The organism is Variovorax sp. WS11 (assembly GCF_010499245.1).
GTDB lineage: Bacteria > Pseudomonadota > Gammaproteobacteria > Burkholderiales > Burkholderiaceae_C > Variovorax.
In genome coordinates this window covers 924,780-950,746 of record NZ_JAAGOW010000002.1, presented here as the reverse complement: position 1 = coordinate 950,746, position 25,967 = coordinate 924,780, and the positions used below count along the sequence as shown (strand labels likewise).

27 protein-coding genes are annotated in these 25,967 nt (G+C 66.7%); 13 read left to right on the top strand and 14 right to left on the bottom strand.

Annotated elements, in window-relative coordinates; translation table 11 throughout:
• Positions 1-16: 16 nt before the first annotated feature.
• The 3 genes from GXN78_RS25000 to GXN78_RS24990 form a co-directional block, all read right to left on the bottom strand.
• Positions 17-943 (bottom strand): NAD(P)-dependent oxidoreductase, encoded by a 927-nt coding sequence (locus GXN78_RS25000; RefSeq protein WP_106557262.1) that lies wholly within the window; start codon positions 941-943, stop codon positions 17-19.
• Positions 940-1,629, bottom strand: a complete 690-nt coding sequence (locus tag GXN78_RS24995) for an RraA family protein (RefSeq protein ID WP_181360555.1) — start codon at positions 1,627-1,629, stop codon at positions 940-942. The genes GXN78_RS25000 and GXN78_RS24995 overlap by 4 nt, the downstream gene beginning before the upstream one ends.
• Before the next feature lie 116 nt (positions 1,630-1,745).
• Positions 1,746-2,690 carry a tripartite tricarboxylate transporter substrate binding protein gene (locus GXN78_RS24990; RefSeq protein ID WP_239142928.1) on the bottom strand — a complete coding sequence of 315 codons (945 nt, stop codon included), beginning with the start codon at positions 2,688-2,690 and terminating at the stop codon, positions 1,746-1,748.
• 152 nt (positions 2,691-2,842) lie between these two features.
• On the opposite strand from GXN78_RS24990, the gene GXN78_RS24985 reads away from it, so the two are divergent.
• Entirely contained in the window at positions 2,843-3,634 is a 792-nt protein-coding gene (locus GXN78_RS24985; protein ID WP_106557264.1) for an IclR family transcriptional regulator, read from the top strand.
• A gap of 136 nt (positions 3,635-3,770) precedes the next feature.
• Positions 3,771-4,229, top strand: a complete 459-nt coding sequence (locus GXN78_RS24980) for a hypothetical protein (protein ID WP_106557265.1) — start codon at positions 3,771-3,773, stop codon at positions 4,227-4,229.
• Positions 4,230-4,250: 21 nt separating this feature from the next.
• Here the strand turns inward: GXN78_RS24980 and GXN78_RS24975 are convergent, their stop codons facing one another.
• From GXN78_RS24975 to GXN78_RS24965, 3 genes are all read right to left on the bottom strand, one after another.
• Positions 4,251-5,537 (bottom strand): epoxide hydrolase family protein, encoded by a 1,287-nt coding sequence (locus tag GXN78_RS24975; protein WP_106557266.1) that lies wholly within the window; start codon positions 5,535-5,537, stop codon positions 4,251-4,253.
• A gap of 63 nt (positions 5,538-5,600) precedes the next feature.
• Complete coding sequence (locus GXN78_RS24970) at positions 5,601-5,786, bottom strand: hypothetical protein (protein WP_106557267.1); 186 nt, start codon at positions 5,784-5,786, stop codon at positions 5,601-5,603.
• A complete protein-coding gene (locus GXN78_RS24965; protein ID WP_106557268.1) occupies positions 5,783-6,265 on the bottom strand; it encodes a MaoC family dehydratase in 483 nt (160 codons plus the stop codon). Before GXN78_RS24965 ends, GXN78_RS24970 begins: the two co-directional genes overlap by 4 nt.
• 262 nt (positions 6,266-6,527) lie before the next feature.
• Between GXN78_RS24965 and GXN78_RS24960 the strand changes: the two genes are divergently transcribed.
• Entirely contained in the window at positions 6,528-7,439 is a 912-nt protein-coding gene (locus GXN78_RS24960; protein WP_106557269.1) for a LysR family transcriptional regulator, read from the top strand.
• A gap of 8 nt (positions 7,440-7,447) precedes the next feature.
• Here the strand turns inward: GXN78_RS24960 and GXN78_RS24955 are convergent, their stop codons facing one another.
• Positions 7,448-8,110: a gamma-glutamylcyclotransferase gene (locus tag GXN78_RS24955; RefSeq protein ID WP_239142897.1), complete on the bottom strand. Its 663-nt coding sequence runs from the start codon at positions 8,108-8,110 to the stop codon at positions 7,448-7,450.
• A 210-nt stretch (positions 8,111-8,320) separates the two neighbouring features.
• Between GXN78_RS24955 and GXN78_RS24950 the strand changes: the two genes are divergently transcribed.
• From GXN78_RS24950 to GXN78_RS24925, 6 genes are all read left to right on the top strand, one after another.
• On the top strand, positions 8,321-10,372 hold the full coding sequence (locus GXN78_RS24950) for an FUSC family protein (protein ID WP_106557271.1): 2,052 nt from the start codon (positions 8,321-8,323) through the stop codon (positions 10,370-10,372).
• Complete coding sequence (locus GXN78_RS24945; RefSeq protein ID WP_106557272.1) at positions 10,366-10,596, top strand: DUF1656 domain-containing protein; 231 nt, start codon at positions 10,366-10,368, stop codon at positions 10,594-10,596. Before GXN78_RS24950 ends, GXN78_RS24945 begins: the two co-directional genes overlap by 7 nt.
• A 6-nt stretch (positions 10,597-10,602) precedes the next feature.
• Positions 10,603-11,505, top strand: a complete 903-nt coding sequence (locus GXN78_RS24940; protein ID WP_106557273.1) for an HlyD family secretion protein — start codon at positions 10,603-10,605, stop codon at positions 11,503-11,505.
• Positions 11,502-12,980 (top strand): efflux transporter outer membrane subunit, encoded by a 1,479-nt coding sequence (locus GXN78_RS24935; protein WP_239142896.1) that lies wholly within the window; start codon positions 11,502-11,504, stop codon positions 12,978-12,980. Before GXN78_RS24940 ends, GXN78_RS24935 begins: the two co-directional genes overlap by 4 nt.
• A gap of 28 nt (positions 12,981-13,008) precedes the next feature.
• On the top strand, positions 13,009-14,328 hold the full coding sequence (locus GXN78_RS24930; protein ID WP_106557274.1) for an epoxide hydrolase family protein: 1,320 nt from the start codon (positions 13,009-13,011) through the stop codon (positions 14,326-14,328).
• 92 nt (positions 14,329-14,420) lie between these two features.
• On the top strand, positions 14,421-15,188 hold the full coding sequence (locus GXN78_RS24925; RefSeq protein WP_106557275.1) for an alpha/beta hydrolase: 768 nt from the start codon (positions 14,421-14,423) through the stop codon (positions 15,186-15,188).
• 39 nt (positions 15,189-15,227) lie between these two features.
• On the opposite strand, the gene GXN78_RS24920 is transcribed toward GXN78_RS24925, so the two are convergent.
• From GXN78_RS24920 to GXN78_RS24890, 7 genes are read right to left on the bottom strand one after another with little or no spacing between them, the layout of a single operon-like run.
• Positions 15,228-16,439, bottom strand: a complete 1,212-nt coding sequence (locus tag GXN78_RS24920) for an MFS transporter (RefSeq protein WP_239142895.1) — start codon at positions 16,437-16,439, stop codon at positions 15,228-15,230.
• 10 nt (positions 16,440-16,449) lie between these two features.
• Positions 16,450-17,172 carry an arsenical resistance protein ArsH gene (gene arsH, locus GXN78_RS24915; RefSeq protein WP_106557276.1) on the bottom strand — a complete coding sequence of 241 codons (723 nt, stop codon included), beginning with the start codon at positions 17,170-17,172 and terminating at the stop codon, positions 16,450-16,452.
• A gap of 6 nt (positions 17,173-17,178) precedes the next feature.
• On the bottom strand, positions 17,179-17,883 hold the full coding sequence (locus GXN78_RS24910; RefSeq protein ID WP_106557322.1) for an MIP/aquaporin family protein: 705 nt from the start codon (positions 17,881-17,883) through the stop codon (positions 17,179-17,181).
• A gap of 11 nt (positions 17,884-17,894) precedes the next feature.
• On the bottom strand, positions 17,895-18,389 hold the full coding sequence (locus tag GXN78_RS24905; protein WP_106557277.1) for an arsenate reductase ArsC: 495 nt from the start codon (positions 18,387-18,389) through the stop codon (positions 17,895-17,897).
• Between the two features lie 3 nt (positions 18,390-18,392).
• Complete coding sequence (locus GXN78_RS24900; RefSeq protein WP_106557278.1) at positions 18,393-18,887, bottom strand: arsenate reductase ArsC; 495 nt, start codon at positions 18,885-18,887, stop codon at positions 18,393-18,395.
• Between the two features lie 12 nt (positions 18,888-18,899).
• Positions 18,900-19,379: an ArsI/CadI family heavy metal resistance metalloenzyme gene (locus tag GXN78_RS24895; protein WP_106557279.1), complete on the bottom strand. Its 480-nt coding sequence runs from the start codon at positions 19,377-19,379 to the stop codon at positions 18,900-18,902.
• Positions 19,380-19,397: 18 nt separating this feature from the next.
• Complete coding sequence (locus GXN78_RS24890) at positions 19,398-19,724, bottom strand: metalloregulator ArsR/SmtB family transcription factor (RefSeq protein WP_106557280.1); 327 nt, start codon at positions 19,722-19,724, stop codon at positions 19,398-19,400.
• Between the two features lie 12 nt (positions 19,725-19,736).
• On the opposite strand from GXN78_RS24890, the gene GXN78_RS24885 reads away from it, so the two are divergent.
• From GXN78_RS24885 to GXN78_RS24870, 4 genes are all read left to right on the top strand, one after another.
• On the top strand, positions 19,737-20,201 hold the full coding sequence (locus GXN78_RS24885) for a hypothetical protein (RefSeq protein WP_239142894.1): 465 nt from the start codon (positions 19,737-19,739) through the stop codon (positions 20,199-20,201).
• A gap of 76 nt (positions 20,202-20,277) precedes the next feature.
• On the top strand, positions 20,278-21,510 hold the full coding sequence (locus GXN78_RS24880; protein WP_106557324.1) for a TolC family protein: 1,233 nt from the start codon (positions 20,278-20,280) through the stop codon (positions 21,508-21,510).
• A complete protein-coding gene (locus tag GXN78_RS24875) occupies positions 21,507-22,799 on the top strand; it encodes an efflux RND transporter periplasmic adaptor subunit (RefSeq protein WP_239142893.1) in 1,293 nt (430 codons plus the stop codon). The genes GXN78_RS24880 and GXN78_RS24875 overlap by 4 nt, the downstream gene beginning before the upstream one ends.
• Positions 22,796-25,942: an efflux RND transporter permease subunit gene (locus GXN78_RS24870; protein ID WP_106557281.1), complete on the top strand. Its 3,147-nt coding sequence runs from the start codon at positions 22,796-22,798 to the stop codon at positions 25,940-25,942. Before GXN78_RS24875 ends, GXN78_RS24870 begins: the two co-directional genes overlap by 4 nt.
• The last annotated feature ends 25 nt before the right edge of the window (positions 25,943-25,967 follow it).

Here is a 25,967-nt window from a genome sequence, read left to right as displayed (position 1 = left end):
TCCGATCGGGGGATGTTCAGGCGGGCGCCCGTTGCTTCGCCAGGACTTCGAGTGCGTTGCTCGCAGCGGCGACCCCCATGTTCACGTACGCATCGCTGGTCACGCCGCCGATGTGCGGGCTCAGCACGAAGCCCTTCTCGCCCTGGAAAGCGTGCCCGGCAGCCATCGGTTCGACCGCGAAGCTGTCCAGGCCCGCTGCCAGCACCTGGCCGGACTTCACGGCGGCGAGAAGCGCGTCCTCGTCGATCAGGCCACCGCGGGCCGTGTTGACCAGGATCACACCGCGCCGGGTCGTCGCCAGGGTGTCCGCATTCACCAGCTTGCGGTTGTCCTCGGTCAACGGGCAGTGCAGCGAGATCACGTCGGCGTCGCGCCAGATCGCTTCCAGGTCGACCGCCTGCACGTAGTCGGGCAGGTTCTTCGCGAACGGGTCGAAGCCGATCACCCGCATGTCCAGCGCATGGGCCATCCGCGCAAAGCGCAGGCCGATCGCGCCGAGCCCGACCAGGCCGACGGTGCGGCCGCCCAGCTCCAGGCTCTTGTGCGTGGCCTTGTCCCAGTGGCCGCCGTGCATGCGCGCATCGAGCGAGACCACGGACTTGGCGCAGGCGAGCATCAGCGCCAGCGCCTGCTCGGCCACGGCCGCGGCGTTGGCACCCGCTGCCGCGACGACCTCGATGCCGCGCGCCTTGGCCGCCGGCTTGTCGATGGTGTCGGTGCCGCTGCCGTGCTTGGAGATCACGCGCAAGGCAGGCGCCGCATCCATCGCCGCCGCACCGACCTTGCTGTAGCGCACGATGATCGCGACCGGATTGTGCTTGGCGCACAGCGCCACCACGTCGTCCTCCGTCGGCGTCTTGCCGGCGAAGATCACTTCGTGCTCTTTCAGGAGTTCGAGCGCCTGCGGGGCGAGATCCGCACCGGTGACGAGGATCACGCTCACAGCGTCTCGCCTTCCTTGAGCACGCCCGCCGCGCGCAGCGCGCCGTCGAGCCAGGAGGCGGCCGTGTTGCCGTCCTTGATCGCAGCGATGCGCTTGGTCTCGTCCTGCACCTTCTTGCGCGCGGCGCCGATCAGCGACGCGATCTTCTCGCGCTCCACGACCATCACGCCATCGCCGTCGCCGATCACGAAGTCGCCGGCCCGCACGGTCACGCCGCCCACCGTCACCGGGTGGCCGATGCGGCCGCCGATGTTCTTCGTCGGGCCGTTGGGATTGGTGCCGACCGAGAAGACCGGATAGTCCATCTCGTCGATCTCCAGGCTGTCGCGCACCGCGCCGTCGACCACCACGCCGGCGATGCCGCGCTGGCGGCAGGCGGTCATCATGATGGTGCCCATGAGCGCCGAGGTCTGGTCCGCCTTGCCGTCGATCACGAGCACGTCGCCGGGCTTGGCCAGCGCGATCGCAGCGTGGATCATGAGGTTGTCCCCGGGCCGCACCTCGACGGTCAGCGCGGGGCCGGCCAGCTTCATGCGCGGCCGCAGCGGCTGGATGCGGCCGTGCAATGCGCCCCGGCGGCCTGCCACGTCGGCAAGAATGGCCGGCTGGAATTCGGAAGCCTGCTGAACGATGTCGGCAGGAACGCGCTCGAAGTCGCGAATGATCTCGGGCAATGGGTTGCTCATGATGGGTCTTTCGGGTGTGAGAGGTGGAAGGCGGGCGCAGCTGCGCCTCGCCGAGTCGTGCATGCGCTGCCGACGGGCGTTTCCGGCAAGCCGGTGATCGGGAGGTGGAGGCGCCGTCAGTCGACCTTGGCGCCGGAGTCCTTGACGACCTTGCCCCAGCGCACGATGTCGTCCTGAATCAGCTTGCCGAACTGCTCGGGCGTGCCGCCGAGCACGTCGGCGCCCTGGCCCTCGAGCTTCTTCTTCACGTCGGCGTCCTGCAGCGCCTTGTTGAAGGCAACGTTGAGTTTCGCCACCGCGTCCTTCGGCATCGACGCCGGGCCGGCAATGCCGAACCAGGTCACCGCCTCGAAGCCCTTGTAGCCGGACTCGGCGATGGTCGGCACGTTGGGAAGGTCGTTCACGCGCTTGTCCGAGGTCACCGCGAGGGCCCGCATCTTGCCGTTGCGGATGTGTCCGATGAGGGTGGGGATCGACGACATGTACATCTGGATCTGGCCGCCGACGAGGTCGGTCGCGCCTTGCGCCGCGCCCTTGTACGGCACGTGCGTGAACTTGACCCCGGCGATCTTCTGGAACTGTTCGGCGGCCAGGTGGGCGACCGTGCCGCTGCCGGAGCTCGCGTAGTTGATGGCTTCGGGCTTCGCCTTGCCGGCTGCCACGACATCGGCCAGCGTCTTGTAGGGCGAGTCGGCCGCAACCACGAGCACGAGCGGCGAGCTGGCGACCAGGCCGATGGGGGCCAGGTCCTTTTGCGGGTTGTAGGGCAGCTTCGAATACAGCGTGGGATTGATGGCGAGATTGCTGGTCTGCCCGAGCACGATGGTGTAGCCGTCCGGCGCCGCCTTGGCCGCGGCGTCCACGCCGAGGTTGCCGCCCGAACCGGGCTTGTTGTCGATCACCACGGTCCAGCCCTGCTGCGTCGCGACCTTGTTGCCCACTTCGCGAGCGATGAGGTCGGTGCCGCCGCCGGCGGGGAAGGGCACGATGAGCTTGATCGGCCGCGAGGGGTAGGCCTGCGCCAGCGCGGCGCAGGAGGCAAAGGACAACACGGCGAGCACCGCGGTGCGGCGGGAAAGGTCGAGTTTCGTGATGGTCAAGGTTTGTCTCCGATTGGTGGTGATCCACGGTCATTGCCTGCTTCAGGCTTGGACGAACTGTAGATTTGCGTTCCGATACGTACAATGGTGTTGCACCAGGTGGACCACGAACCATGCCGCGAACCAAAGCCAGCGAGACCCCGCAACAACGCGATGCAGGCGCATCGCCCGAAGGCGACGAGCCCGCCGGCGGCGTCACCGCTGTCACGCGCGCCCTTCAACTGCTCGAGGCATTCGGCATGCAGGACCAGCGCCTGTCGCTGGCGGAGCTGACGCGCCGCAGCGGCATGCACAAGACGACGGCGCTGCGCCTTCTGCGGACGCTGGGCCATAGCGGTTATGTGGTCCAGCGCGATGACGGCGAGTGGCGCCTCGGGCCGGCGGCCGGCTGGCTGGGCGCGCGCTACCAGGCGGCCTTCGACGTCAACAACGTGGTCGAGCCGATGCTGCGCGAGTTGACGCAGACGACCGGCGAGAGTGCTGCGTTCTACGTGCGCGAAGGCAACATCCGCACCTGCATCGTTCGGGTCGAGGGGCCGCAGCCGATCCGCCACCATGCACGCATGGGCTCGGCCCTGCCGCTCGACAAGGGTTCGCCCGGACGGGTGATCCTCGCGTTCTCGGGCGAGCCCGGCGCCTTGTACGAAGAGATCCGGAAGCGGGGCTACCACTTCTCCATCGGCGAAAGAGAGAAGGGGGTGGCGACGGTGTCTGCGCCGGTCTTCGGCCTCAACTGGCGCCTGCTGGGCTCCGTCTGCATCTCGGGCCCTGCCGAACGGCTGCCGAAGAACAAGCTGCTACGGCACGCCAAGACGATCATCAAGGCGGCGAACCAGCTGTCGTATGCGCTGGCCGGAAGCACGACGCCTCAGACGCCGAGGGTTGTCTCGGCGTGGCACCCGTAGAGCGTCGGAGAGCGATTGCGGAAGGCCGATTCGTGGATCGGGCTGTTGCCGGAAGTGAAACGCTGCATCCAGGCCTTGTCCTGAAACGAGGGGAGTACGTCATTCACGCCATCGGGTCGTCCCCTATCGTCGAGGGATGTCCACGATCCATCTCCACCAGACAACCACCTCGACGCCCGAGCAGTACCTCGCCGGGCTCACCGACTTCGGGCCAGGCCGCTCTAAGCTCTTCGGCAACAGCGCCGACGACTACCTCGAGGTGCACGACCAGGGCCGCTGGCACGCCGACGTCACGGAAGGCTCGGGCGGCATCTGGGAACGCCTGCACTACGACTGGTCCGACCCCGGCCGCGTCGTCCTCACGACGACCGACTCCAACCTGTGGGGCGGGGCGTCGGGGCACACGTACACCTTCACCCGCCAGCCCGACGGCTCGACCGGCATCGACGTGGTCGTCGTACGTGACGGCAAGAACCTCAAGGGGCGGGTGCTCGGATTCGTGCTCGGGAGCATCGGCAGGCGCGTCCTGGAACGGGCGTTTGAGAACTCCGTCAAGGCCATCGAAGCGCGGAGCATGACGGCCCGTGGACCGTAGGGCTATGCAACTTGCGCTCGCTCACCGAAGCGACTTGAAGCTCGCGCGCAATTCCTCGGCGAATTGCTGCGGCTGTTCCCACGCGGCAAAGTGGCCGCCCTTCGGAAGCCGGTTGTAGTGAACGAGCTTGGGATAAGCGCGCTGCGTCCAACTACGAGGAGCCGCATAGATCTCATCGGGAAAGACGCTCACGCCAACCGGGATGGTCACGTTCTTGGGCGCAAAGAAGGCCAGCTTGCTTTCCCAGTACAGGCGTGCCGAGGAGACCGCTGTTTCAGTCAGCCAGTAGAGCGTGATGTTGTCGAGGACGTCGTCCCGTGTCAGCCCCTCCGGCTGGCCATCGAAGACCCGAGCGATCAGCTCGTAGCTGCGCGCATCGTGGTCGAGCATCCAGGCCGCGAGACCGATCGGTGAATCCTCGATCCCATACAGCGTTTGAGGGCGGTTGCTCATTTCCTGGGCATAGACCAAGCCGTGCTTGTAGAAGAAGGCGAGCTGATCGAAGGCATGTTTCTCGTCGGGCGAAAGCTGGCCGGGTGGCGGGTTGCCGAACTGGAGCGCCTGCGCGATGTCGTCCGGCACGGTGGCCGGCATGTTGGTGTGAATGCCGATCAATTCAGGCGGCGCCTGCAGCGCCATCTGCTCCGTGACGGCATTCCCCCAGTCGCCGCCTTGGGCCACATACCTCGTGTATCCGAGGCGCTTCATCAGCGCGATCCAGGCACGGGCGATGCGAACGGGATCCCAGCCGACGGCGGTCGGCTTGCCCGAGAAGCCGTGGCCGGGCAGCGACGGGATCACGACGTCGAACGCGTCCGCCGCACTCGCGCCATGGGCCACCGGATTCGTCAGCGGCTCGATGATCTTCAACTGCTCGACGATCGACCCGGGCCAACCGTGGGTGACGATGACCGGAAGGGCGCCTGGCTGCTTCGATCGGACGTGGATGAAATGGATGTCCACGCCGTCGATCTCGGTGACGAACTGCGGCAGCGCGTTCAGCCTGGCCTCGACCTTGCGCCAGTCGTAGTCCGTGGCCCAATAGCGCGCCAGCTTTCGCATGGTGGCGAGCTCCACGCCCTGCGATGCGTCGGCAACGGGTTGCTTGCTGGGCCACCGGGTGGCGGCAATGCGCTGGCGCAGATCGTTCAGTTTGGCTTGAGGTGTTCTCACCTTGAACGGGCGGATGGCGGGACGGCCTGTCAGGGTTTCGTCGTCGGCGGTAGCGGCGAACACCAAGGGGCTGGCGGTCAGCGCGGTTGCTGCCGAAGTAGCAAGAAAGCCGCGCCGCGTGAGCGATGAAGTCATTGAACGGACCCTTGTGTGGATGGAGATTTCGAATGCCTTTTCAGGCGTGGGCAGTTGGAGAGATCAGCCCACATCTCGCACGGCCTTCCACTCATCCCATTCAGTTGCCGCCGCGCGGGTGGGGCGCGTCGATGCAGCCACGTTCGGCTGAGTCATCCTGTGGCTGTCGACGTCGCGGTCGGCAGGCACCCTGATCGCATCCAAAGGCTCGTCGGACAGCGGGCGCTTCTCGATCGATCGCAGGATCATGACGCTCTCCTTGACGACCTTCCAACATCCTGGGCGGGGCGGCGGGAGACCATCAGGGTGGCGGTCATCGTCTGCACGATCTCGTCGCGCTGGTTGAGCGTGTCCGAGCGCATCACCACCGTCCCCCGGTCGGGCCGAGAGCGGGAAGGCGTGATGTCCGTGACTTCGCTCTCGACCCGCAACACATCACCGGGACGGGTGGGGGCTTTCCATTCGACCTTCGCTCCGGCGCCGACGATGCCATCGGCCAGTGGCGGGCCGCTGGTCACCAGCAAGCGCATCGTGGTCGCCGCCGTGTGCCAGCCGCTGGCGGCCAAGCCGCCGAAGATCGACTGCCTGGCGGCGGCATCGTCCAGATGGAACGGCTGCGGGTCGAAGTGCATGGCAAAGAACCGGACCTGATCGGCATGCAGCGTGTGGCTGGCGGTCTTGAAGGTGTCTCCGACTCTGAGGTCGTCGAGGTACAGAAGGTCGTTCATGGTGCTCTCCTATTCGAATGCGTGCGGTGTTCCGTCTTGCGGCTGGAGGGTGCTTCCGAATGCGCATGCATTCGAGACGCTGGGTTGCACTCTAGGGACCGGAGCACGACGAAGTAAGGGGGCAGCGCTGAAAGCACTTTTTCAAAGGCATCAAGAATTGCGTTCGTCGTCTTCAGCATGGACGGGCAGCTGACGACGACCTTCTTCGAGCGGAATGCGATGCGTTCTAATGGCCGTCTCCCACACCCCAAGGAGACAGCGCATGGACCGCATTGCTGCGATGAACGCCTTCGTCCGGGTGGTTGAAGCCGGCAACTTCACGAAGGCGGCCGACACGCTCGACGTGCCGAACGCCACCGTGACCCGTCTGATCCAGCATCTCGAACAGGCGCTGGAGGTGCGCCTGTTGCATCGCACGACCCGCGCCGTCACGCTGACGCCGGAAGGCGCGTCCTACTATGAACGCGTGGTGCGACTGCTCGCCGATCTTGCCGACATCGAATCCTCCACCAAGCTGTCCCGCGGCAAGCCCGCAGGCAAGGTGCGCGTCGAGACGGCCGTCGCGATCGGCACGATGGTCATCCTGCCCGCGCTTGCCGAGTTCTACAGGGACTATCCCGAGGTCGAAGTCGAGCTCAGCGTCGGAAACCGGCGCAGTGACCTGGTTGCCGAAGGCATCGACTGCGCGATCCGCGCCGGCAAGATCAGCGAGCAGATGATCGTGGCTCGGCAGATCGGCTCCTTCTGCTTCACGACCTGCGCGACGCCCAGCTTCCTGCAGGCCCACGGCACGCCGAAGACGCCCGAAGAGCTGGTGGCGCGTCCCACCGTGGGCCTGCTGTCCGCGGAAACCGGCCGCCCGTTGCCGTTCCGCTTTTCCGACGGAACCAGCGATTCGGCCTTCACCCCCAGCCACAAGCTCATCGTGAACGACACCAACTCCTACCTTGCAGCCGGCCTGGCGGGGCTGGGCGTCATCCAGGCGCCGGCGTACGCCGTGCACGCAGCCGTGAAGGCCGGCCAGCTTGTGGCACTCCTGGAGGACTGGCGGACCCCTCGCAGTCCCGTGCACGTTCTCTACTCGCCGAATCGCTACCTGAGCGCCAAGGTCCGCGTCTTCATCGATTGGGCCGTCACGCTCTTCGAGCGGCACGACCACCTGCGACGCGTCTGATCGGCGGGCTACGGCGCGTCCCGATCCGCAAGAAGGATCGCTCGCCGCAGTCGTTCCATGCCCAGGTCCCGGATGCGGAGCCCTTCGAGCGTCTGCAGCATGGACTCGAAATAGGCACGCGAAGTGCCGAGCGGCCCCTGGCCCGTTCGAATGAGGCGGACGACATGCTCGATCGGCTGAGCGCCGATGTACCTCTCATGGTGCCGGCTGGCAACGAAGGTGAGGGCCCGCACCGGTGCTGCGTCCGTGCAGGCCCTGATCCATCGAGCCTCGTAGGAGCCGGCCAGCATTTCTCGCCTCCAAAGCAATCGCGCCTCCGGCAGCACCTTGGCGGCCTCGATGCGGAACAGCAACCCGTGGCATGCGCCGCCCCGGTCCAGCGCCAGCATGGCGCCGGGCTCCGCGACCGTGCCTCGCCCGAAGATCATGCGCAGGCAGAAGCGCCGGTGCCAGCCCTGGACCCGCGCGACGCTCATGTGAACCGCGTCTATCGCCGGATTCCACATCAGCGATCCGTAGCCGAAGACGTACAGATCCTCGGCGGGATCATGGTGACGAAGAGCGTCTGCCAGGGACTGGTCCAACTCCGCGTCGGTTCGGACCCGGACCCCCGGAGGCGCGTCGGCACGCAGCGACGCGAGCAGGACTCCGTCGGCCAGGCGCCGGCGCATCGACTCGTGTTCGGGGTGGGGCGGAAGCATCGACGTGACTCTACGGCGCGTGTTCAGTCCGATAGAGGGCCAAGCCGGCAACTCTCTTTTGCAGTTTGTGAAATACCGTGGGGCCCTTCCGCGTTGGCCGCGATTGTTCCCCGGTTTGCAAAGATCCATTGGCGCCGCTTGTCTTTCCGGCTCGGACTGCGATGACTAGATTTGGACCCCATGAGTGTCCTCAACTCCCGCGGCATCGTCTACGCATTCAACTGCACCGTCGCAGCGCTGCTGGCCTTGTCCGTCGCCTTCAGCGCCGGCCTGCCCAATCCGTGGTGGGCCGCGCTGACGGTCTTCATCACCAGCCAGCCGCTGGCGGGGGCCTCCGGCGCCGTGTTCTCGCGGGCGCTCTATCGCATGGGTGGCACCGCGCTCGGCATGGGCGCATCGATGCTGATCCTTCCCGGGCTCGTCAACTCGCCCGAGCTGATGATTGCGGCCATTGCCGGCTGGCTGGCCTTGTGCGTCTACCTGGCGCTGCTGGACCGGAGCCCGCGCACCTACCTGTTCCTGCTCGCGGGCTACACGCTGGCCCTGGTCGGACTCCCGATGGCCGGCGATCCGTCGCAGCTCTTCGACAACGCGATCCTGCGCGTCGAGGAAATCGCGATCGGCACGCTCAGTGCGACGGTGGTGCACAACCTGGTCTTTCCCCGCACCCTCAAGTCGCAGATGGATGCGAAGCTGAACGCGATCCTGAAGGATGCGCGCGCCTGGATGCTCGCGGCCCTTGCGCCCGAGCCGGCGCCGGCGGCGGAGCAGGCGGCGCGCAAGCGCATGGCCGCGGACCTGGGCGAGCTGCACCAGCTCGCGATCGGCCAGCGCTTCGACGCGGGCGCCGGGAATGCCGACGCACGCGTCGTCTCGGCGCTGGAGGAGCGGCTGGTGTCCCTGCTGCCCCTGTGGAACGGCGTGGAGCAGCGCCTCGGCACCATCGCGAAGCAGGGCGCCGTGCCGCAGGCCTTGTCGCTGCACGTGGCCGAGCTGCGCGCGTGGATGGGGCAAGCGCAGGCCGGCGACCGCCAGCAAATCGAGCAGCTGCTTGCGGCGGGCCGGCACGCCCTGCCGGCGCCGGGCACCGTGCCGCAGTGGACCGAGATGCTGGCGGCCAGCCTGGTGCAACGCCTGGCGGAACTGGCCCGCGCGTGGGACGAGGTGCTTTACCTGCGCGAGTTCGTTCGCGATCCGGGGCGTGCCCATGATGCGCAGCTGCAGCAGATGATCGGCGCGCACGGAAGTCGGCGCCTGCATCTGGACCACGGCCTGGCCGCCTACGCCGGCCTGGCCGCGGGGATCGCCGTGATGCTGGCGGGTGGGCTGGTCATCGCGATCGGGTGGCAGCAGGGGGCGGCGGCGGTCGGCATCGCGGCCACGGGTTCAGCCGTCTTCGCGTTCGCCGACGACGCGCGTCCGATGCAGAGGCTCTTCGTCGCCGCGACGCTCGCCGCCGCGCCGGTCGCCGCGCTCTATCTTTTCGCGATCCTGCCTGCGGTCGACGGCTTCGGCACGCTGGCGCTCGCCATGCTCCCCCTGTACTTCGGCACGGCCTTGTTCCTCGGGTCGCCGCGGTACTGGCTGCACGGGTACGGCTTTGCCTTGACCTCGCAGACGTTGATCGCGCTGCAGCCGGCCCACCGGGGCGACTTCGACGCCTTCATCGCGATCTTCCTGGGGGCGCTCGCGGGCGGCATCATCGCGCTGCTGGTGAGTTCGATCATGCGCGTGCTGAGCGCGGAGACCAGCGCATGGCGCATTCTGCGGGCGGGGTGGCGCGATCTCGCGGCGCTGGCCGATGCGCGCCGGCTGCAGGGGCGCAGCGGCTGGGCCAGCCGCATGCTCGACCGCGCAAGCCTGCTCCTGCCGCGCCTGGCGCGGGCCGGCGGCGCCGAGGGGCTGCGCCAGGCGGATGCGCTCGATGACCTGCGCCTGGGCGTCAATGTGGCGGACCTGCGCGAGGTGGCGCACCAAAGCGGCGGCACCGTGGCGCAGGCTGCCGATGCGGCCTTGCAGCGCATCGCGGACCACTTCCGCTTCCAGGTCCGCAAGGGCCCCGCCGCGCCGGCGGCCGAATTGCTGAAGGCCGTCGACCAGACGATTCATCGGCTCCTGGGCCTGCAGGCCGGGGAGTTGCGCCTGCGAGGCCTGGCCGCGGCCACGGGCCTGCGCGTGGGCTTGTTCCCCGATGCGCCGCCCTACCGAAGCGAGGAGCGTGCGACGTGCTAGCCGAAGTCAGCCTGTTCGGGATCTTCATCAACGCGGGGCTGGTGTCGGCGTTCTTCGCCGTACTGCTGCTCCTGCTGCTGCGCAAGGGCTTGGCGCACGTCGGCGCCTATCGCCTGGTATGGCACCCGGCGCTCGTCGACCTCGCCCTCTTCATGCTTCTGTGGGGTGGCGTGGCTTTCGCTGCCGATGCCCTGCAAGTCCGATTGTTTTCTCTTCTGGGGTGAGACGCCATGAAACCAGCCATTCAAACCATCGGGCGCGTGGCGCTCACGCTGGCCCTCGTGGGCGCCGCCCTGGGTGTCGGCCGTCTCACCTGGGACCATTACCGCGAGGCGCCCTGGACGCGCGACGGGCGCGTGCGCGCCGACGTGATCCAGGTCGCGCCCGATGTGTCGGGCCTGGTCGAGCAGATCGTCGTGCGCGACAACCAGATCGTCCGCCAGGGCGACGTGCTCTTCACCATCGACCGTGCCCGCTACCAGCTCGCGGTGGCCCAGGCCGAGGCCACGGTGCAGGGGCTGCGCGTGCAGATCGAGCAGGCGCGGCGCGAGAACCGCCGCAACGTGACGCTGGGCGACCTGGTGCCCGCCGAGCTGCGCGAGCAGGGCGGGACCAAGGTCGACCAGCTCAAGGCCAGCTTGGCGCAGGCCTCGTCGTTGCTGGATACGGCGCGGCTCAACCTGGCCCGCACCGAGGTGCGCGCACCGGTCGATGGCTGGGTGACCAACCTGGATCTTCGCCCCGGCGCCTATGCGACGGCGGGCCGGCCCGTCTTCGCGCTGGTGGACCGACAGTCCCTGCACGTGCAGGGCTACTTCGAGGAGACCAAGCTCGGCCGCATCGCAGTCGGCGCGCCGGTGCGCGTGCGGCTGATCGGCGAGACGCAGTGGTTCGAGGGGCATGTCGACAGCATCGCGGCCGGCATCGAGGACCGCGAACGCGGCGGCAGCTCGAGCCTGCTGGCCAACGTCAATCCGACCTTCAACTGGGTCCGCCTCGCGCAGCGCATCCCGGTGCGGGTGCAGCTCGACCGCGTGCCGCAGGACGCGCGGCTGATCGCGGGACGCACCGCGACCGTCGAAGTCATCGAGGCGCCGCGCAAGGCCACCGTGGCGCAAGGAGCTCCGTCATGAGCCGCACGGCCGCTCCGAAGGCTCATAGCACCGTAGCCGAAGGCGAAGGGTTTTCAGTGTTCCGCCTGCTCATGCTCGCCATGGCTGCACTGCTGGCGGCCTGTGCCGCCGTCGGCCCCAACTACCAGCGCCCGGCCGATGCGGCCATCAACGGCCAGTCCGCGAACGGCCCCTGGCTCGGCGGCTCCGAGGCCGCCTTCGTGCGCGAGCCCGTGCCCGGCGACTGGTGGCGCCTCTATGAAAGCCCCACGCTCGATGGCCTGGTGCAGGAGGCCCTCGCGGCCAACACCGATCTGCGCATTGCCGCCGGCAACATCGAGCGCGCCCTGGCCGGCCAGGACTACGCCGATGCCGGGCGCCGCCCGAGCACCAGCCTGCTGGCCACCACGACCTACGGCCGCCGCTCGGCCGAGGAAGAGCTGCGGCCCGGCAAGCCCCTGTCGAACAACGTCACCTACGGCCTGGGCGCCGGCGTGTCCTACCAGGTGGACCTGTTCGGGCAGATCGCGCGCACCATCGAATCGGCCCAGGCAGACAGCAGCGCGGCCCGCGCCGCCTACGACGCGACGCGCGTCACGGTGGTGGCCGAAACCACCCGTGCCTTTCTCGACGCCTGCTTGGCCGGGCGCGAGATCGCGGTGGCGACTCGCTCGGTCGCACTGCAGGAGAAGAGCGCCGAGCTGACCCAGGCGCTGTTCCGCGGGGGCCGGGGCAACACGGTGGACGTCACTCGCGCCTCGGCGCAGGTGGACCAGGTGCGCGCCAGCTTGCCGGCCTTGAACGCGCAAAGGCGCCTCGCGCTCTACCGCCTGGCGGTGCTGACCGGCAAGGCGCCCGAGGACTTCCCGCGCACGGTGCAGGCCTGCGAGCAGGAGCCGGGCCTCGCGCGGCCGATCCCCATCGGCGACGGCGCCGGCCTGCTGAGCCGCCGGCCCGACATCCGACGCGCCGAGTTCGAACTGCATTCGGCGACCGCCCGCATCGGCATCGCGACGGCCGATCTGTACCCGAAGGTCACGCTGGGCGCATCGCTCGGCTCGGCGGGGCTGGGAAAGAATTTTCTCGATGCCGACACCTTCAAGTTCTCGATCGGCCCGCTGATCAACTGGCAGTTTCCCGACCGCTCCCGCATCCAGGCGCGCATCCGCAGCGCCGACGCCGATCAGCAGGTGGCGCTGGCGCGCTTCGACGGCACGGTGCTGAACGCGCTGAAGGAAGCGGAGAGCGCCCTCGAGGTCTATGCCCGCGACCTGGAGCGGCGCGCGCTGCTCGAAGCCGCGCGCCAGAAGGCCCGCCGCGCGTCGGAGGACACGCAGCAGCTCTTCGCGCTGGGCCGGCAAGGCTATCTGCCGGTGCTCGACGCGGACCGCACGCTGACCACGGTCGAGCAGTCGGTGGCCGCGGCCGACAGCAAGCTGGCTTCGGACCAAGTCAATCTCTTCCTCGCGCTGGGCGGGGGCTGGGAAAACCGCTGAGCACCATCTTTCTTTACACCAAACCGATATGACTTTCCATCACAGACTTCTCGCCATTTCCGCCGTCACCTTCGGCCTCGCTTCGCTCGCCGGTCCCACTCATGCGCAGACGACGGCCTCGGCCGCGGAGGCCAAGGCCTCGTCCCCTCGACGCGCAGCCACTGCCGAAGAGGCCATCCGCCCCTTCCAGGTCAGCATCCCCGATGCCGCGCTGGCCGATCTGCGCCAACGCATCGCCGCGACGCGCTGGCCTGAGCGCGAGACGGTGGCCGATCAATCGCAGGGCGTGCAGCTGGCGAAGATCCAGGAGCTCGTGCGCTACTGGGGCACCGACTATGACTGGCGCCGCGCGGAGGCCAGGCTCAATGCCCTGCCGCAATTCGTGACCACCATCGATGGCGTGGACATCCACTTTCTGCACATCCGCTCGAAGCATCCGAACGCGATGCCGCTGATCATCACCCACGGCTGGCCGGGCTCGGTCTTCGAGCTGCTGAAGGTCGTCGGCCCGCTCACCGATCCCACGGCCCATGGCGGCCGCGCGGAAGACGCCTTCGACGTCGTCATTCCCTCGATGCCGGGCTACGGCTTCTCCGGCAAGCCCATGGGCACCGGCTGGGGACCCGAGCACATCGGGACCGCCTGGGACGTGCTGATGAAGCGGCTGGGCTACACGCGCTATGTGTCCCAGGGTGGCGACTGGGGTTCGGTCGTGGCGAGCGCGATGGGGCGCCAGGCGCCGCAGGGCTTGCTGGGCATCCACGTCAACATGCCGGCCACCGTGCCGCCGGACGTCGCGAAGGCGCTGAGCAGCGGCGCGCCCGTGCCGAGGGGACTGAGCGCCGCGGAGAAAGCCGCGGCCGCGTCGCTCGACAAGCTCTACAAGAAGGGCGGCGGCTATGCCGCGATGATGGTGACCCGCCCACAGACCGTGGGCTATGGCTTGGCCGATTCCCCCGCCGGCCAGGCCGCCTGGATGTACGACAAGTTCGCCGCCTGGACCTTCAGCGGCGGCGACCCCGAGCGCTCGCTCACGAAGGACGAGATGCTCGACGACATCACGCTCTACTGGCTCACGAACAGCGCGACTTCCTCCGCGCAGCTCTACTGGGAAAACGACAACAACAACTTCAATGCCGTCGAGCAGAAGACGGCGGACATCAAGGTTCCTGTCGCGGTCACGGTTTTCCCGGGCGAGATCTATCGCGCGCCGCGCAGCTGGACCGAGCGCAGCTACCGCAAGCTCGTCTACTTCAACGACGTCGACAAGGGCGGCCACTTCGCCGCGTGGGAAGAGCCGCAGCTCTTCGCCAGCGAGATGCGCGCTGCGTTCAGGTCGCTGCGCTGATCGATGCTGCGCCAGCCTTCGGCAAGCCCGAAGGCCGGCGGTTCATTCCTCTCTTTTCTCGTTTTCTCATCTTCTCGTCGACAGGATTTCACATGAGCAGTTTTCTCAAGAGCACCGTGGCCGCTGCCGCCATCGGACTGAGCATCGCAGCCGGCGCGGCGCCTCCGGCGCCCGCGCTCGAGGCGCCCGCCACCGTCGTGCTGGTGCACGGCGCCTTTGCGGATGGGTCCGCATGGAACCGCGTTGTGCCGCGTCTGCAGGCCAAGGGCCTGAAGGTCGTGTCCGTCCAGAACCCGCTGACCTCGCTGGCCGACGACGTGGCCGCGACCCGGCGCGTGCTCGACGCCCAGACCGGCCCGGTGGTCCTGGTCGGCCACTCCTGGGGCGGCGTCGTCATCTCCGAGGCCGGGCAGCACGAGCGCGTCAAGGCGCTGGTTTACGTCTCTGCCTTTGCGCCGGCCGAAGGCCAGTCCGTGGCCGACCTGTCCAAGGGCTACGCGGAGCCGCCGGGTTTCAAGCACCTCGTGGCCGACAAGGAGGGCTTCCTCACGCTGACACCGGAAGGCGTCGCCAAGCACTTTGCCCAGGACCTTCCGGCCGGGGAGACAAAGCTGATGGCCGTCACGCAAGGGCCGGTGCGCGGCGCCAACTTCGAGGAGAAGACGAGCACCGCGGCATGGAAGACGCGGCCGTCGTGGTTCGTCCTGAGCCGGCAGGACCACATGATCCAGCCGGCGCTGCAGGAGGCCATGGCGAAGACCATCGGCGCGAAGGTGGTGAGCCTGCCGACGAGCCACGTGCCTCTGCTGTCGCGGCCGAAGGAGGTGGCTGACGCTATTGCTGCGGCGGCAGCTCGTTGAATCTGTCCCCCCCGTGCGTGGGTCGCGCAGCACCAGGCGCTACTGCCTCGCAGTCGCGCCACTGGGAAGGACAAGGAGAGCTCCGAACGCCGCCAGCCCCAGAACGGCTGATAGCCAGAGAGCACCTGCGCCCCATCGGTCGAGGCAGAGGCCGAAAGCCAGGGGTGCGAAGGCCTGCGCGATGCGAGCGGGCACCATCAGCAGGCCCTGCCGTTCGCCATAGCCGTGCGGTCCGAACAGGACGAGGGGCAGGGTGCCCTTGGCGATGGTCAGGATGCTGTTGCCCGCGCCGTGCAGGATGCCGAACAGCGCGGCCACCGGTGCCCCCGCCATCAGCAGCGCCGCCGCTCCGACCGGATGGGCCAGTGCCGCAATGCGCGCGGACAGCACCGGGTGGACTCGCCGCAGGAAGCCGAACTCCAGCAGCCGGCCGGCGACCTGTGCAGGACCGACGAGCGCACCCACGGCAACCGCCATGCCGAGCGTGGCGCCGCCGGCCTGGAGCAGGCGAGGCAGGTGCGCCGCCATTGCGGTGCTGATGAACCAAGTCGCCGCGAAGACGAAGGCCAGCAAGCCCGCGACGAGGCGAGCGGGCGGCGCCGTGCCGTGGTCGGTCGAGGCGGCACCGAGCGCTCCTTCCCCGCCATCTTGCGACGCGCCCGGTGCAATCACCTTGGGCAGGGACGCGTTCAGCGGCAGCCCCAGCACGACATGGAGAGCGACCCACGCGAGGCAGGCGCCACGCCATCCGAACTGGGCCTCGAGCAGGGTCGACAGCGGCCAGCCCACCGTGCTGGCGAAACCCGCCAGCAAGGTAATGCCTGTGATGGCGCTGCGCGAATCATGCCCGTAAAGGCGAACCAGGGCGGAGAACGCCGCCTCGTACAGTCCGGCTCCCATGCCGATGCCGATGAGCATCCAGGCGGCGAAGAGACTGATGGGCCCTTGCGCGGCAGCCAGTGAAGCGAGGCCGGCGGCGAAGAGGAGGCTCGTGCCCATCAAGACGGGGCGGCCACCCCACCGGTCGATGGCTCGGCCGGCGTAGGGGCCGAGCAGCGCCGACACGACAAGCGCAATGGAGAACGCGCCGAACACCGTCGGCACTGACACGCCCAGGTCCCGAGCCATCGATGCCGCGAGCATCGCCGGCAGGTAGTACGACGATGCCCAGGCGAGCGTCTGTGCCGCTCCCAGAGTGGCGACGACGCCGGTGCGAGCGCCGATTCTCATCCCGTTGAGCACGTGCGGCATGGTGCCCAATTCAAATGGTGTTCTGATTGACCCGCTTCGACAGCTCGGCGGCGCTTTCCTTGCGTTCGCTGTATCGGTCGACCAGGTAGGGGGCGAGGTCGCGCGTCAGTAGCGTGAACTTGAACAGCTCTTCCATGACATCGACCACCCGGTCGTAGTACGCCGAAGGCTTCATCCGGCCTGCTTCGTCAAACTCGAGGAAGGCCTTGGCCACGGAGGACTGGTTGGGGATGGTCAGCATCCGCATCCAGCGGCCGAGCACGCGCATTTGGTTGACCGCGTTGAACGATTGCGAGCCGCCCGACACCTCCATGACCGCCAGCGTCTTGCCCTGCGTGGGCCTTACGGCGCCCAGGGCCAGCGGAATCCAGTCGATCTGCGCTTTCATGATGCCGGTCATGGCGCCATGCCGTTCCGGCGAGGTCCACACCATGCCCTCGGCCCATTGCGCCAGCTTGCGCAGTTCCAGGACCTTCGGATCGGAATCTGGAGCACTGTCGGGAAGCGGCAATCCGGTCGGGTCGAAGAGCTTCACGTCGCCCCCCATGGCTTCGAGGAGGCGGGCTGCCTCGAGCGTGAGCAGGTGGCTGTACGAGCGTTCCCGCAGCGAGCCGTAGAGCATCAGGAAACGCGGCTGGTGCAGTGATGGTTCGCGCACGACCAGGCGATCGTGCGTCGGCACGTCGAACAGCGTGGTATCGAGGGCCGGGAAAGTGGGCGGGTTCTCAATCACGGCTGGTCATGACGATGAGTGGGGAGTCGTGTCGGTGCTGGTTGCCGCAATGTCTGGCGTCGGAGCGGCGGGACTCAGGGCCTTGTGAACAGCGACTCCGATGCCGGCACCGACAAGCTCGGCAATGACAAAGCCCGGCGCGCTGGCCGGGGCGATGCCGGCGAAGCTGTCGCTGAACATCCGGCCGATTGCGGCCGCAGGGTTGGCAAAGGAGGTCGAGGCCGTGAACCAGTAGGCCGCGCCGATGTAGCACGCCACCATGGCGGCGACGCGGCTCGCAGGTGCTCTCAGGATGACCAGGAGCAGGCCCGCGGTAGCCACCGCCTCGGCGATCCACTGGCCCATGCCGCTGCGGACCTTCGTCGAGAACTGGAAGATGGTTGCGTCGAACATCGCATGCGCAAGCCAGGCGCCGAGCATCGCGCCCCCCAGCTGGACGACGATATAGGGGGCTGCCAGCGCCCGGGGCATTGCGCCGCGCACTGCCATGACGAGCGACACCGCCGGGTTGAAGTGTGCGCCGCTCACGGGGCCGAACACTTCGATGAGGATGTACAGGCCGCCGACCGTCGCCAGCGTGTTGGCCAGCAGGGCGATGGCCACGTTGCCCCCGGCCAGGCGCTCGGCCATGATGCCCGAGCCGATGACCACGGCCAGCAGCAGTGCGGTGCCGAGGGCTTCGGCAAACAGTTTTCGAGATGTCTCGCCCAAGTCGCTCACCTCTAGTTCTTGGAGATGTCTTCGAGGGCCTGCTGCAGCTCAGCGTCGTTCATCGAATCGAACGGCAGGCTCAGGAGCTGGAGCATCCGGTAGCCCACCGCCTGGCGCGTGAGCTCGAAGGCCGCGCGTTTGCCTTCATCGCCGCCGGGTGCATTGGACGGGTCCGGGTAACCCCAATGCATCTTGACCGGGCTCCCCGGCCAGTACGGGCAGGTCTCAGCGGCCGCGCTTTCGCATACCGTGATGACGATGCGCATTCCGGGCGCGTCCGGGCCCGTGAATTCGTCCCAGCTCTTGCTGCGGTAGCCCGCGGTATCGACGCCGGCGTTGCCCAGTGCTTCCAGCGCGAAGGGGTTGATGCGGCCGCTCGGCGCACTGCCGGCGCTATGCGCGCGGACATCCTTGCCCAGCACCTTGGCCCAGTGGTTGAGCATGCCTTCGCTCAGGACGCTGCGTGCGGAGTTGTGGGTACAGAGGATCAGAACATGGGTCGTCATCGCTCAGCGCTTTCCGATGTCCTTGATTTCGCGGTGAATCGCCATGGCGTCGAGGCGTTCCATCGGCAGCGCGAGCATGAGCTCGATGCGGCGCTTCAGCGTGATGGCGGTGTCGCGAAACTGCATTCGCTTTTCTTCGTCCGTGCCTTCGAAGCTTGCCGGGTCGGCGACGCCCCAGTGGGCAGACATCGGCTGGCCCGGCCAGACAGGGCACACTTCCCCGGCCGCCTGGTCGCAGACCGTGAGGACGAAGTCGAGCCGCGGCGAGTCCGGGGTGGCGAATTCATCCCAGCTCTTGCTGCGCATGCCCTCCGATGGAATGCGCATCGTCTTCAGCGTGTCGATCGCGAAGGGGTTCACGGCGCCCTTGGGGTGGCTGCCTGCCGAATACGCATGAAAGCGGCCCTTCCCCAACTCGTTCATCAGGCCCTCCGCCAGGATGGAGCGGGCGGAGTTGCCCGTGCAGATGAAGAGCACGTTGTGGATCTTCTTGATCATTCTGGAATTCCTTCAGCAGCAGGACGATGCGGGCTTGACGGTCACCCCGACCGGTTTGCCACGAGCCATGCCGGGGGCACAGCAGGCGGTAGTCCGACCTTCCGCGCTCTTCGTGCCCTCCCCGAACACCGGGATGCTGTCGAGCGTATGGAAGTGCTCCCATGCAATGCCCTGCGGGTCGGTGACCCAATGCTTCTCGCTGCGCGAATAGCAGCAGCTCGTCTCGCCCTGGTCGAGCAGCGCCATCTCTGCAGCCTGGGCGCGCGCCTTCAGTTCGGCCAGTTCGTCTGCATCGTCCGTCTGAAAGCCCAAGTGGTCGATGCCCGGCGCTCCACCGCGCGTGGAGATGGCGAAGTTGATGCGCGGGTCTTCGAGCATCCATTTGGCGTAGTCGGCCTCGACCCGTGTCGGTTCGGCGGCGAAGAGCTTCGAATAGAAGGCGATGCTCGCCTCCAGGTCTTCGACATGGGCGTGGACGTGAAATCTCTTCATGATGCTCCTTGAGTGAGGTCAGCACTTGCAGTCGTCGGCGGGGTTCTCCACGGCGCAGGCGGCGCCCTGGCAGCAGTTGTCCGTGAGGTATCCGAGCAGCGCGTTCATGTTGTCGTATGCGGCCCGGTAGATGAGGTTGCGACTGGCGCGCTCCTGCGTCACCAGCCCTGAATTCACCAGCTCCTTCAGGTGAAAGGACAAGGTGGCCGGCGGCACGCTCAACGCTTCCTGCATGACGCCGGGCGTAAGGCCAGGCTGGCCGGACACCACCAGGGCGCGAAACACCTCGAGGCGAAGCGGGTGGGCGAGCGCTGCCAGGGCTTGAACGACTTGCTGCGATTCCATGATTCGAGAATAATGGAAATAATGAGCTTGAGTCAAGGCGTCTTTTCCCTGGATAGGCAGTTCGGGCCACTACAGCGCTACACTCGTCCGCTCATGTTCCGCCGCTCGTTCCGTCGCTCCATGACCCCGTTTTTGGTGGTCCTGTCGCTGCTGTTTTCACAGCTGGCGCTGGCGAGCTACGTTTGCCCGGGCGTGGCCGATCCAGCGGCGATGGCTGAAGCGATGGCGTCCGGCGAGCCGTGTGAAGGGATGGACAAGGCCCAGCCAGTCCTTTGCCATCAGTACGCAACCAGCGCGCCACAATCGGTCGAACAGGCCAAGGCCGCAACGCCGTCGCTACCTGCCATCGTCCAAGTGCTGATATTGCCTGCCGTGCTGGACGCAGCGTCCACAACAGCGCTGGGCGGCACTGCGGCACCCGAGGCCAGACCGCCTCCTGAACCCGTCTTCCTCTCCACGCTCAGACTTCGAGTCTGAAATCTCCGACGACTGAATGGCGCTGGCGCGGCTTGTCCGCTCGCCAGCTGACATCTCATTTGTCTGCGGAGTTTTCATGCAACCCCACTTCCTGCGCGCAGCCGTCTTGGCCGCCGCATTGTTCCCCTGCCTGGTAGAGGCAGCACCCCTGACCCTTGAGGCGGCTCTCGCCCTGGCCGTCAAGCGATCCGAATCGGCTCGCGCAGCGCGCGCTGGCGTAGCGAGCGCATCCGAAGCGGCCCGCGCCGCTGGCCAGCTGCCGGATCCGACGATACGGGCTGGCATCGACAACCTGCCGGTGACGGGAGGCGACCGCTTCAGTACGACCCGCGATTCGATGACGATGAAGCGCATCGGCATCAGCCAGGAATGGCTATCGCCGGAGAAGCGGGCTGCCCGCCACGCCGCAGCCGAGGCGTCGGTCGCCCGCGAAGCGATTCAGTCCGAAGCGGCCGTTGCCGAGACTCGTCTGAACACAGCGCTCGCGTATCTTGATGCCTACTACGCCGGCGAGGCGCTGAAGCTCACTACGCTCATGGAGCACCACGCCCACGAAGAGCTCGAGGCGGCGCGTGCGCGCTTGGCGTCGCCAACCGGCAGCAGCCAGGAGGCTCTTGCGCTGACCGGCGCCCGCGGCAGAGCCGAGGATGAATCGGCGGAAGTGCGCCAGCAGCAAAGCGTGGCCAGGGTGACATTGCAGCGGTGGGTCGGCACGAAGGACGACGAGTTGGCACCCGTAGCCGCAATGCCATTGCCCAATGAGCAAGCGTATATCGAGCGGCATCCTGCCGTTCTGGCGAAGCAGTTCGACATTGACGTGGCCAAGCAGTCAGCCGCAGTCGCAGCATCGGAACGCAAGCCAAACTGGACCTGGGAGGTGTCTTACGGGCAGCGCACCGGCTACTCGGACATGGTGTCATTCGGCGTGAGCATCCCGCTTCAAGTGGCACGCTCCGAGCGCCAAGACCGCGAAACCGCAGCGAAGCTCGCACTGGCCGACAAAGCCGAAGCAGAACTCGCTGAAGCCATCCGCGCGGCCACCGCTGAATATCGAATGCTCGCCAGCGATATGGAGCGACTGCTTGTCCGCATCGAGCGGTTTCGCAGCAGCGTTGTGACGCCAGCCCAGCATCGGACCGCCGCAGCCACCGCTGCATACCGGTCGAACCAGGGCACTCTGGTGACCCTCTTCGAAGCGAGGCACGCCGAGGTGGAAGCGCAGCGCAAGCTCCTCACGCTTCGACGCGACCTCGCCAAAGCCCAGGCACAGCTTGCATTCAAAGCTCTCGCGCAAGGAGGCGACCAATGAAACCCGCACACCTCACGGCACTCCTTGTCGTCATCGGCGTGGTCCTGGCTGGCGGCGGCTTCTTCTTGGGACAGCACACAAGCAAGAAGAGTATGAGTAGTGAAACCGGCGGCACCGGCGACACCTCTTCGCCAGACGGCCGCAAAGTCCTCTACTGGCACGACCCGATGGTTCCAGGCCCGCGCTTCGACAAGCCGGGGAAGTCGCCGTTCATGGACATGCAGCTTGTTCCTGTCTACGCCGACAGTGACCCGAGCACCGCTGGTGTCAAGGTGAGCCCCGCGGTGCAACAGAACCTCGGTATCCGATATGCCACCGTTCGGCGTGCCGAGGTCTCGAGCTCTTTCGACGCCATAGGAGCGGTCCAGTTCGACGAGCGATTGAATGTGGCCGTTCAAACGCGCGTCGCGGGATACGTCGAGCATCTGGCTGTCCGTGCCCCGATGGAACGCATACGCAAGGGGCAAGTCTTGGCGACCATCTTCGCGCCGGACTGGCTCGGCCCTCAGAACGAACTGCTTGCGCTCAAGCGCTCGGGCGTGTCGCCGGATCTGATTGCCGCGGCGCGAGAGCGGATGCGCGCCATGTCGATTCCGGCTGACCTTATCCGTCGAAGCGAGGAGACGGGGATCGCGCAGGCGCGCTTCACTCTCAGTGCGCCGACCGGTGGTGTGGTTGCAGACCTGGCGGTACGGGAAGGCGTTGCCGTCACGCCCGGCATGACACTGTTTCGTATCGCCGGTCTCGACAAGGTCTGGGCAGTCGCAGAGATTCCAGAAGTACAGGTGGTGACGCTGCGCCGCGGGCAAAAGGTCAAGGCTGTACTGCAAGCAGATGCCTCTCAGACCTTCGAGGGCGAACTCAAGGAAATACTTCCAGAGGTGAGCTCGAACACGCGCACGCTCAAGGCTCGGTTCGAGGTCGACAACAAGGACGGCAAGCTCACGCCTGGGATGCTTCTGCGGCTGCAGGTGGCAGGACCGACGAGCACGCGGCTGGTCGTACCGGCCGAGGCGGTCATCCGAACAGGAAAGCGCGCGGTCGTCATCGTCCGCAAAGGAGGCGACGCGTTCGAGCCGCGTGACGTCTCCCCGGGGATGGACCTCGGTGACAACATCGAGGTCGTTCAAGGATTGAGCGAAGGCGAGGAGGTGGTTGCGAGTGGTCAGTTCCTTATCGACTCCGAGGCCCGGCTGCGCTCGGTCCTGGGGAGCATGTCTGCGTCTGCAGCGCCGCCGGCAGCCGCCACCTCATCGGTGCAGCGGCTGCAGTCTGGAACGAAGCAATGATTGCCGCATTGATCCGCTGGTCGGTGGGTAACCGATTCCTGGTGCTCCTCGCGACCTTGTTCCTGGTCGCCGCTGGCCTTTGGTCAGTATCGAAGACCAGCCTGGATGCTCTGCCGGACCTCTCGGACGTTCAGGTGATTATCAGAACGCCTTACCCGGGCAAGGCACCTCAAGTCGTTGAGGACCTGGTGACCTACCCCCTGACCACGACCATGCTCAGCGTCCCCGGTGCCAAGACGGTTCGCGGCTACTCGTTCTTCGGTGACTCCTTCGTCTACGTGCTCTTCGATGACAAGACGGACCCCTATTGGGCCCGCTCACGCGTGGTCGAGTATCTCAACCAGGTTCAGAGCAGGCTGCCCGCGGGCGCAAACGCGTCGCTGGGGCCGGATGCAACTGGTGTCGGCTGGGTCTACGAGTACGCGCTCGTTGACCGGACTGGCAAGCAGGACATCGGGCAGTTGCGCGCGCTCAATGACTGGTTCCTGAAGTTTGAGCTCAAGACAGTTCCCGATGTCGCCGAAGTAGCAAGCATCGGCGGCATGGTACGGCAGTACCAGGTGGTTCTGGACCCAGACCGCATGAGGGCGCTCGGCATCACGCAAGCGACGGTCATGACAGCCCTGCAGAAGGCCAACCAGGCGTCAGGCGGCTCGGTCGTGGAACTGGCCGAGGCGGAGTACATGGTTCGCTCCCGCGGCTACCTGAAATCACTGGACGATTTCCGAACGATTCCGCTCGCAGCTTCAGGCAGCACGCCGGTGCTGTTGCGCGATGTGGCCACGGTGCAGATTGGCCCGGAAATGCGCCGCGGCATCGCTGAGCTCGATGGGGAAGGAGAGGTCGCCGGTGGTGTCGTGGTCATGCGCTCCGGCAAGAACGCGCGCACGACCATCGAGGCCGTGAAGGCGAAGCTCGAGTCGCTCAAGCCGAGCTTGCCGCCCGGCGTTGAAATCGTTGCGACCTACGATCGGTCCCTGCTCATTGACCGTGCAGTCGAGAACCTCCGATACAAGCTCCTGGAGGAGTTCTTGGTGGTCGCGCTGGTCTGCGCCGTCTTCCTTTTTCATCTGCGCTCGGCGCTGGTGGCAGTGGTCGCGCTTCCGATTGGAGTTCTTGCGGCGTTCATCGTCATGCACTGGCAGGGGGTCAACGCCGACATCATGTCCCTCGGTGGCATTGCCATCAGCATCGGCGCGATGGTTGATGGCGCCATCGTGATGGTCGAGAACGTTCACAAGCACCTGGAAGCGCTCGAGTCGAAGCATGGCAGAAGCCCAACCCCAGCGGAACGATGGCATCTCGTCAGCACCGCGTCCGTTGAGGTGGGCCCGGCCCTCTTCTTCTCGCTGGTCGTCATTGCACTGTCGTTCGTGCCCGTGTTTTCCCTGGAGGCGCAGGAGGGTCGGCTCTTTTCGCCCTTGGCCTTCACCAAGACCTATGCGATGGCCGCAGCCGCTGGCCTGTCGGTGACGCTCGTTCCGGTGCTGATGGGTTATCTCATCCGCGGCCGAATCCCTCATGAAGCCGCGAACCCCGTGAACCGCTTTCTGATGTCGGCTTACAGGCCCGCGCTCGAAGTGGTTCTTAGGTTTCCCAAAGCCACGCTGGTCGTCGCGGCCGTGCTCCTCGCGCTGACTGCCGTCCCGGTACTGCACTTGGGCGGCGAGTTCATGCCCCCGCTGGACGAGGGAGACCTGCTGTACATGCCATCTGCCCTGCCAGGGCTTTCCATTTCCAAGGCGTCGGAGCTGTTGCAGCAGACGGACCGCCTCATCAAGACGGTGCCTGAGGTGGCCCGCGTCTTCGGAAAAGCCGGACGAGCCGACACTGCCACGGACCCCGCGCCGCTGGAGATGTTCGAGACGACCATCCAATTCAAACCGCGCGAGCAGTGGCGTGCCGGCATGACGCCGGATAAGCTCGTCGAGGAACTGGACCGTGCGGTGCAGGTGCCTGGGCTGACGAACGTGTGGGTGCCGCCCATCCGGAATCGCATCGACATGCTGGCCACCGGCATCAAAAGCCCGGTTGGCATCAAGGTGGCCGGCGCGGACCTGGCGACCATCGACAGGCTGACAACCCAAATCGAGAGCGCGGCCAAGAAGGTACCAGGCGTTTCCTCGGCTCTGGCCGAACGGCTGACAGGCGGTCGTTACATCGATGTCGATGTGGACCGGCTGGCGGCGGCGCGCTACGGGCTCTCCGTAGCCGACGTCCAAGCCATCGTCTCTACCGCAATCGGTGGAGACAACGTAGGCGAAGTCATTCAGGGCCGGGAACGCTATCCCATCAACGTCAGGTATCCACGCGAGATTCGCGACTCGCTGCAACGCCTGCGCGAGCTGCCCTTCGTGACTGACAAAGGGGCACAGCTGCTGCTCCAGGATGTGGCGAAGGTCACCATCGAAGACGGTCCACCGATGCTGCGAAGCGAGAATGCACGCCTTTCCGGATGGGTCTACGTCGACGTGCGAGGCCGAGACCTCGGGTCGGTCGTCAACGACCTGCAGGCCGAGGTCGCCAAGTCCGTGACGATGCCCGCCGGCTATGCGGTGTCATGGTCTGGGCAGTTCGAGTACCTTGAACGAGCCACGGAACGGCTCAAGCTCGTGGTGCCCGTCACCTTGGCAGTCATCTTCTTGTTGCTGTACCTGCTGTTCAGATCGTTTGGCGACGCCGCACTGGTCATGGCAGCGGTGCCGTTCTCGCTCGTCGGTGGTTTTTGGCTCGTTTGGGCTCTGGGCCACGCCATCTCGGTAGCCACTGCGGTCGGATTCATCGCGCTGGCCGGCGTGGCCGCCGAGTTCGGCGTCGTCATGCTCATCTACCTCAAGAACGCGCTTGCGCGGCTCATGGCGGCGGGAGCACCGATGAACGAGGAGACGCTTCTTGCCGCCATTCGCGAGGGCGCCGTCCAGCGCGTTCGTCCGAAGGCGATGACCGTTGCCGTCGTCATGGCAGGCTTGCTCCCAATCATGTGGGGAAGCGGAACCGGCTCGGAGGTGATGACTCGAATCGCTGCGCCCATGGTGGGCGGCATGGTCACCGCGCCCCTGCTGAGCATGCTGGTCATTCCAGCGGCCTGGTATCTGATGCACCGGCGTCGGCTACGTCAGCAACTTGCGAACGGCGTGGTATGAGTGGCGGCGGACCACCTTTTTTTGT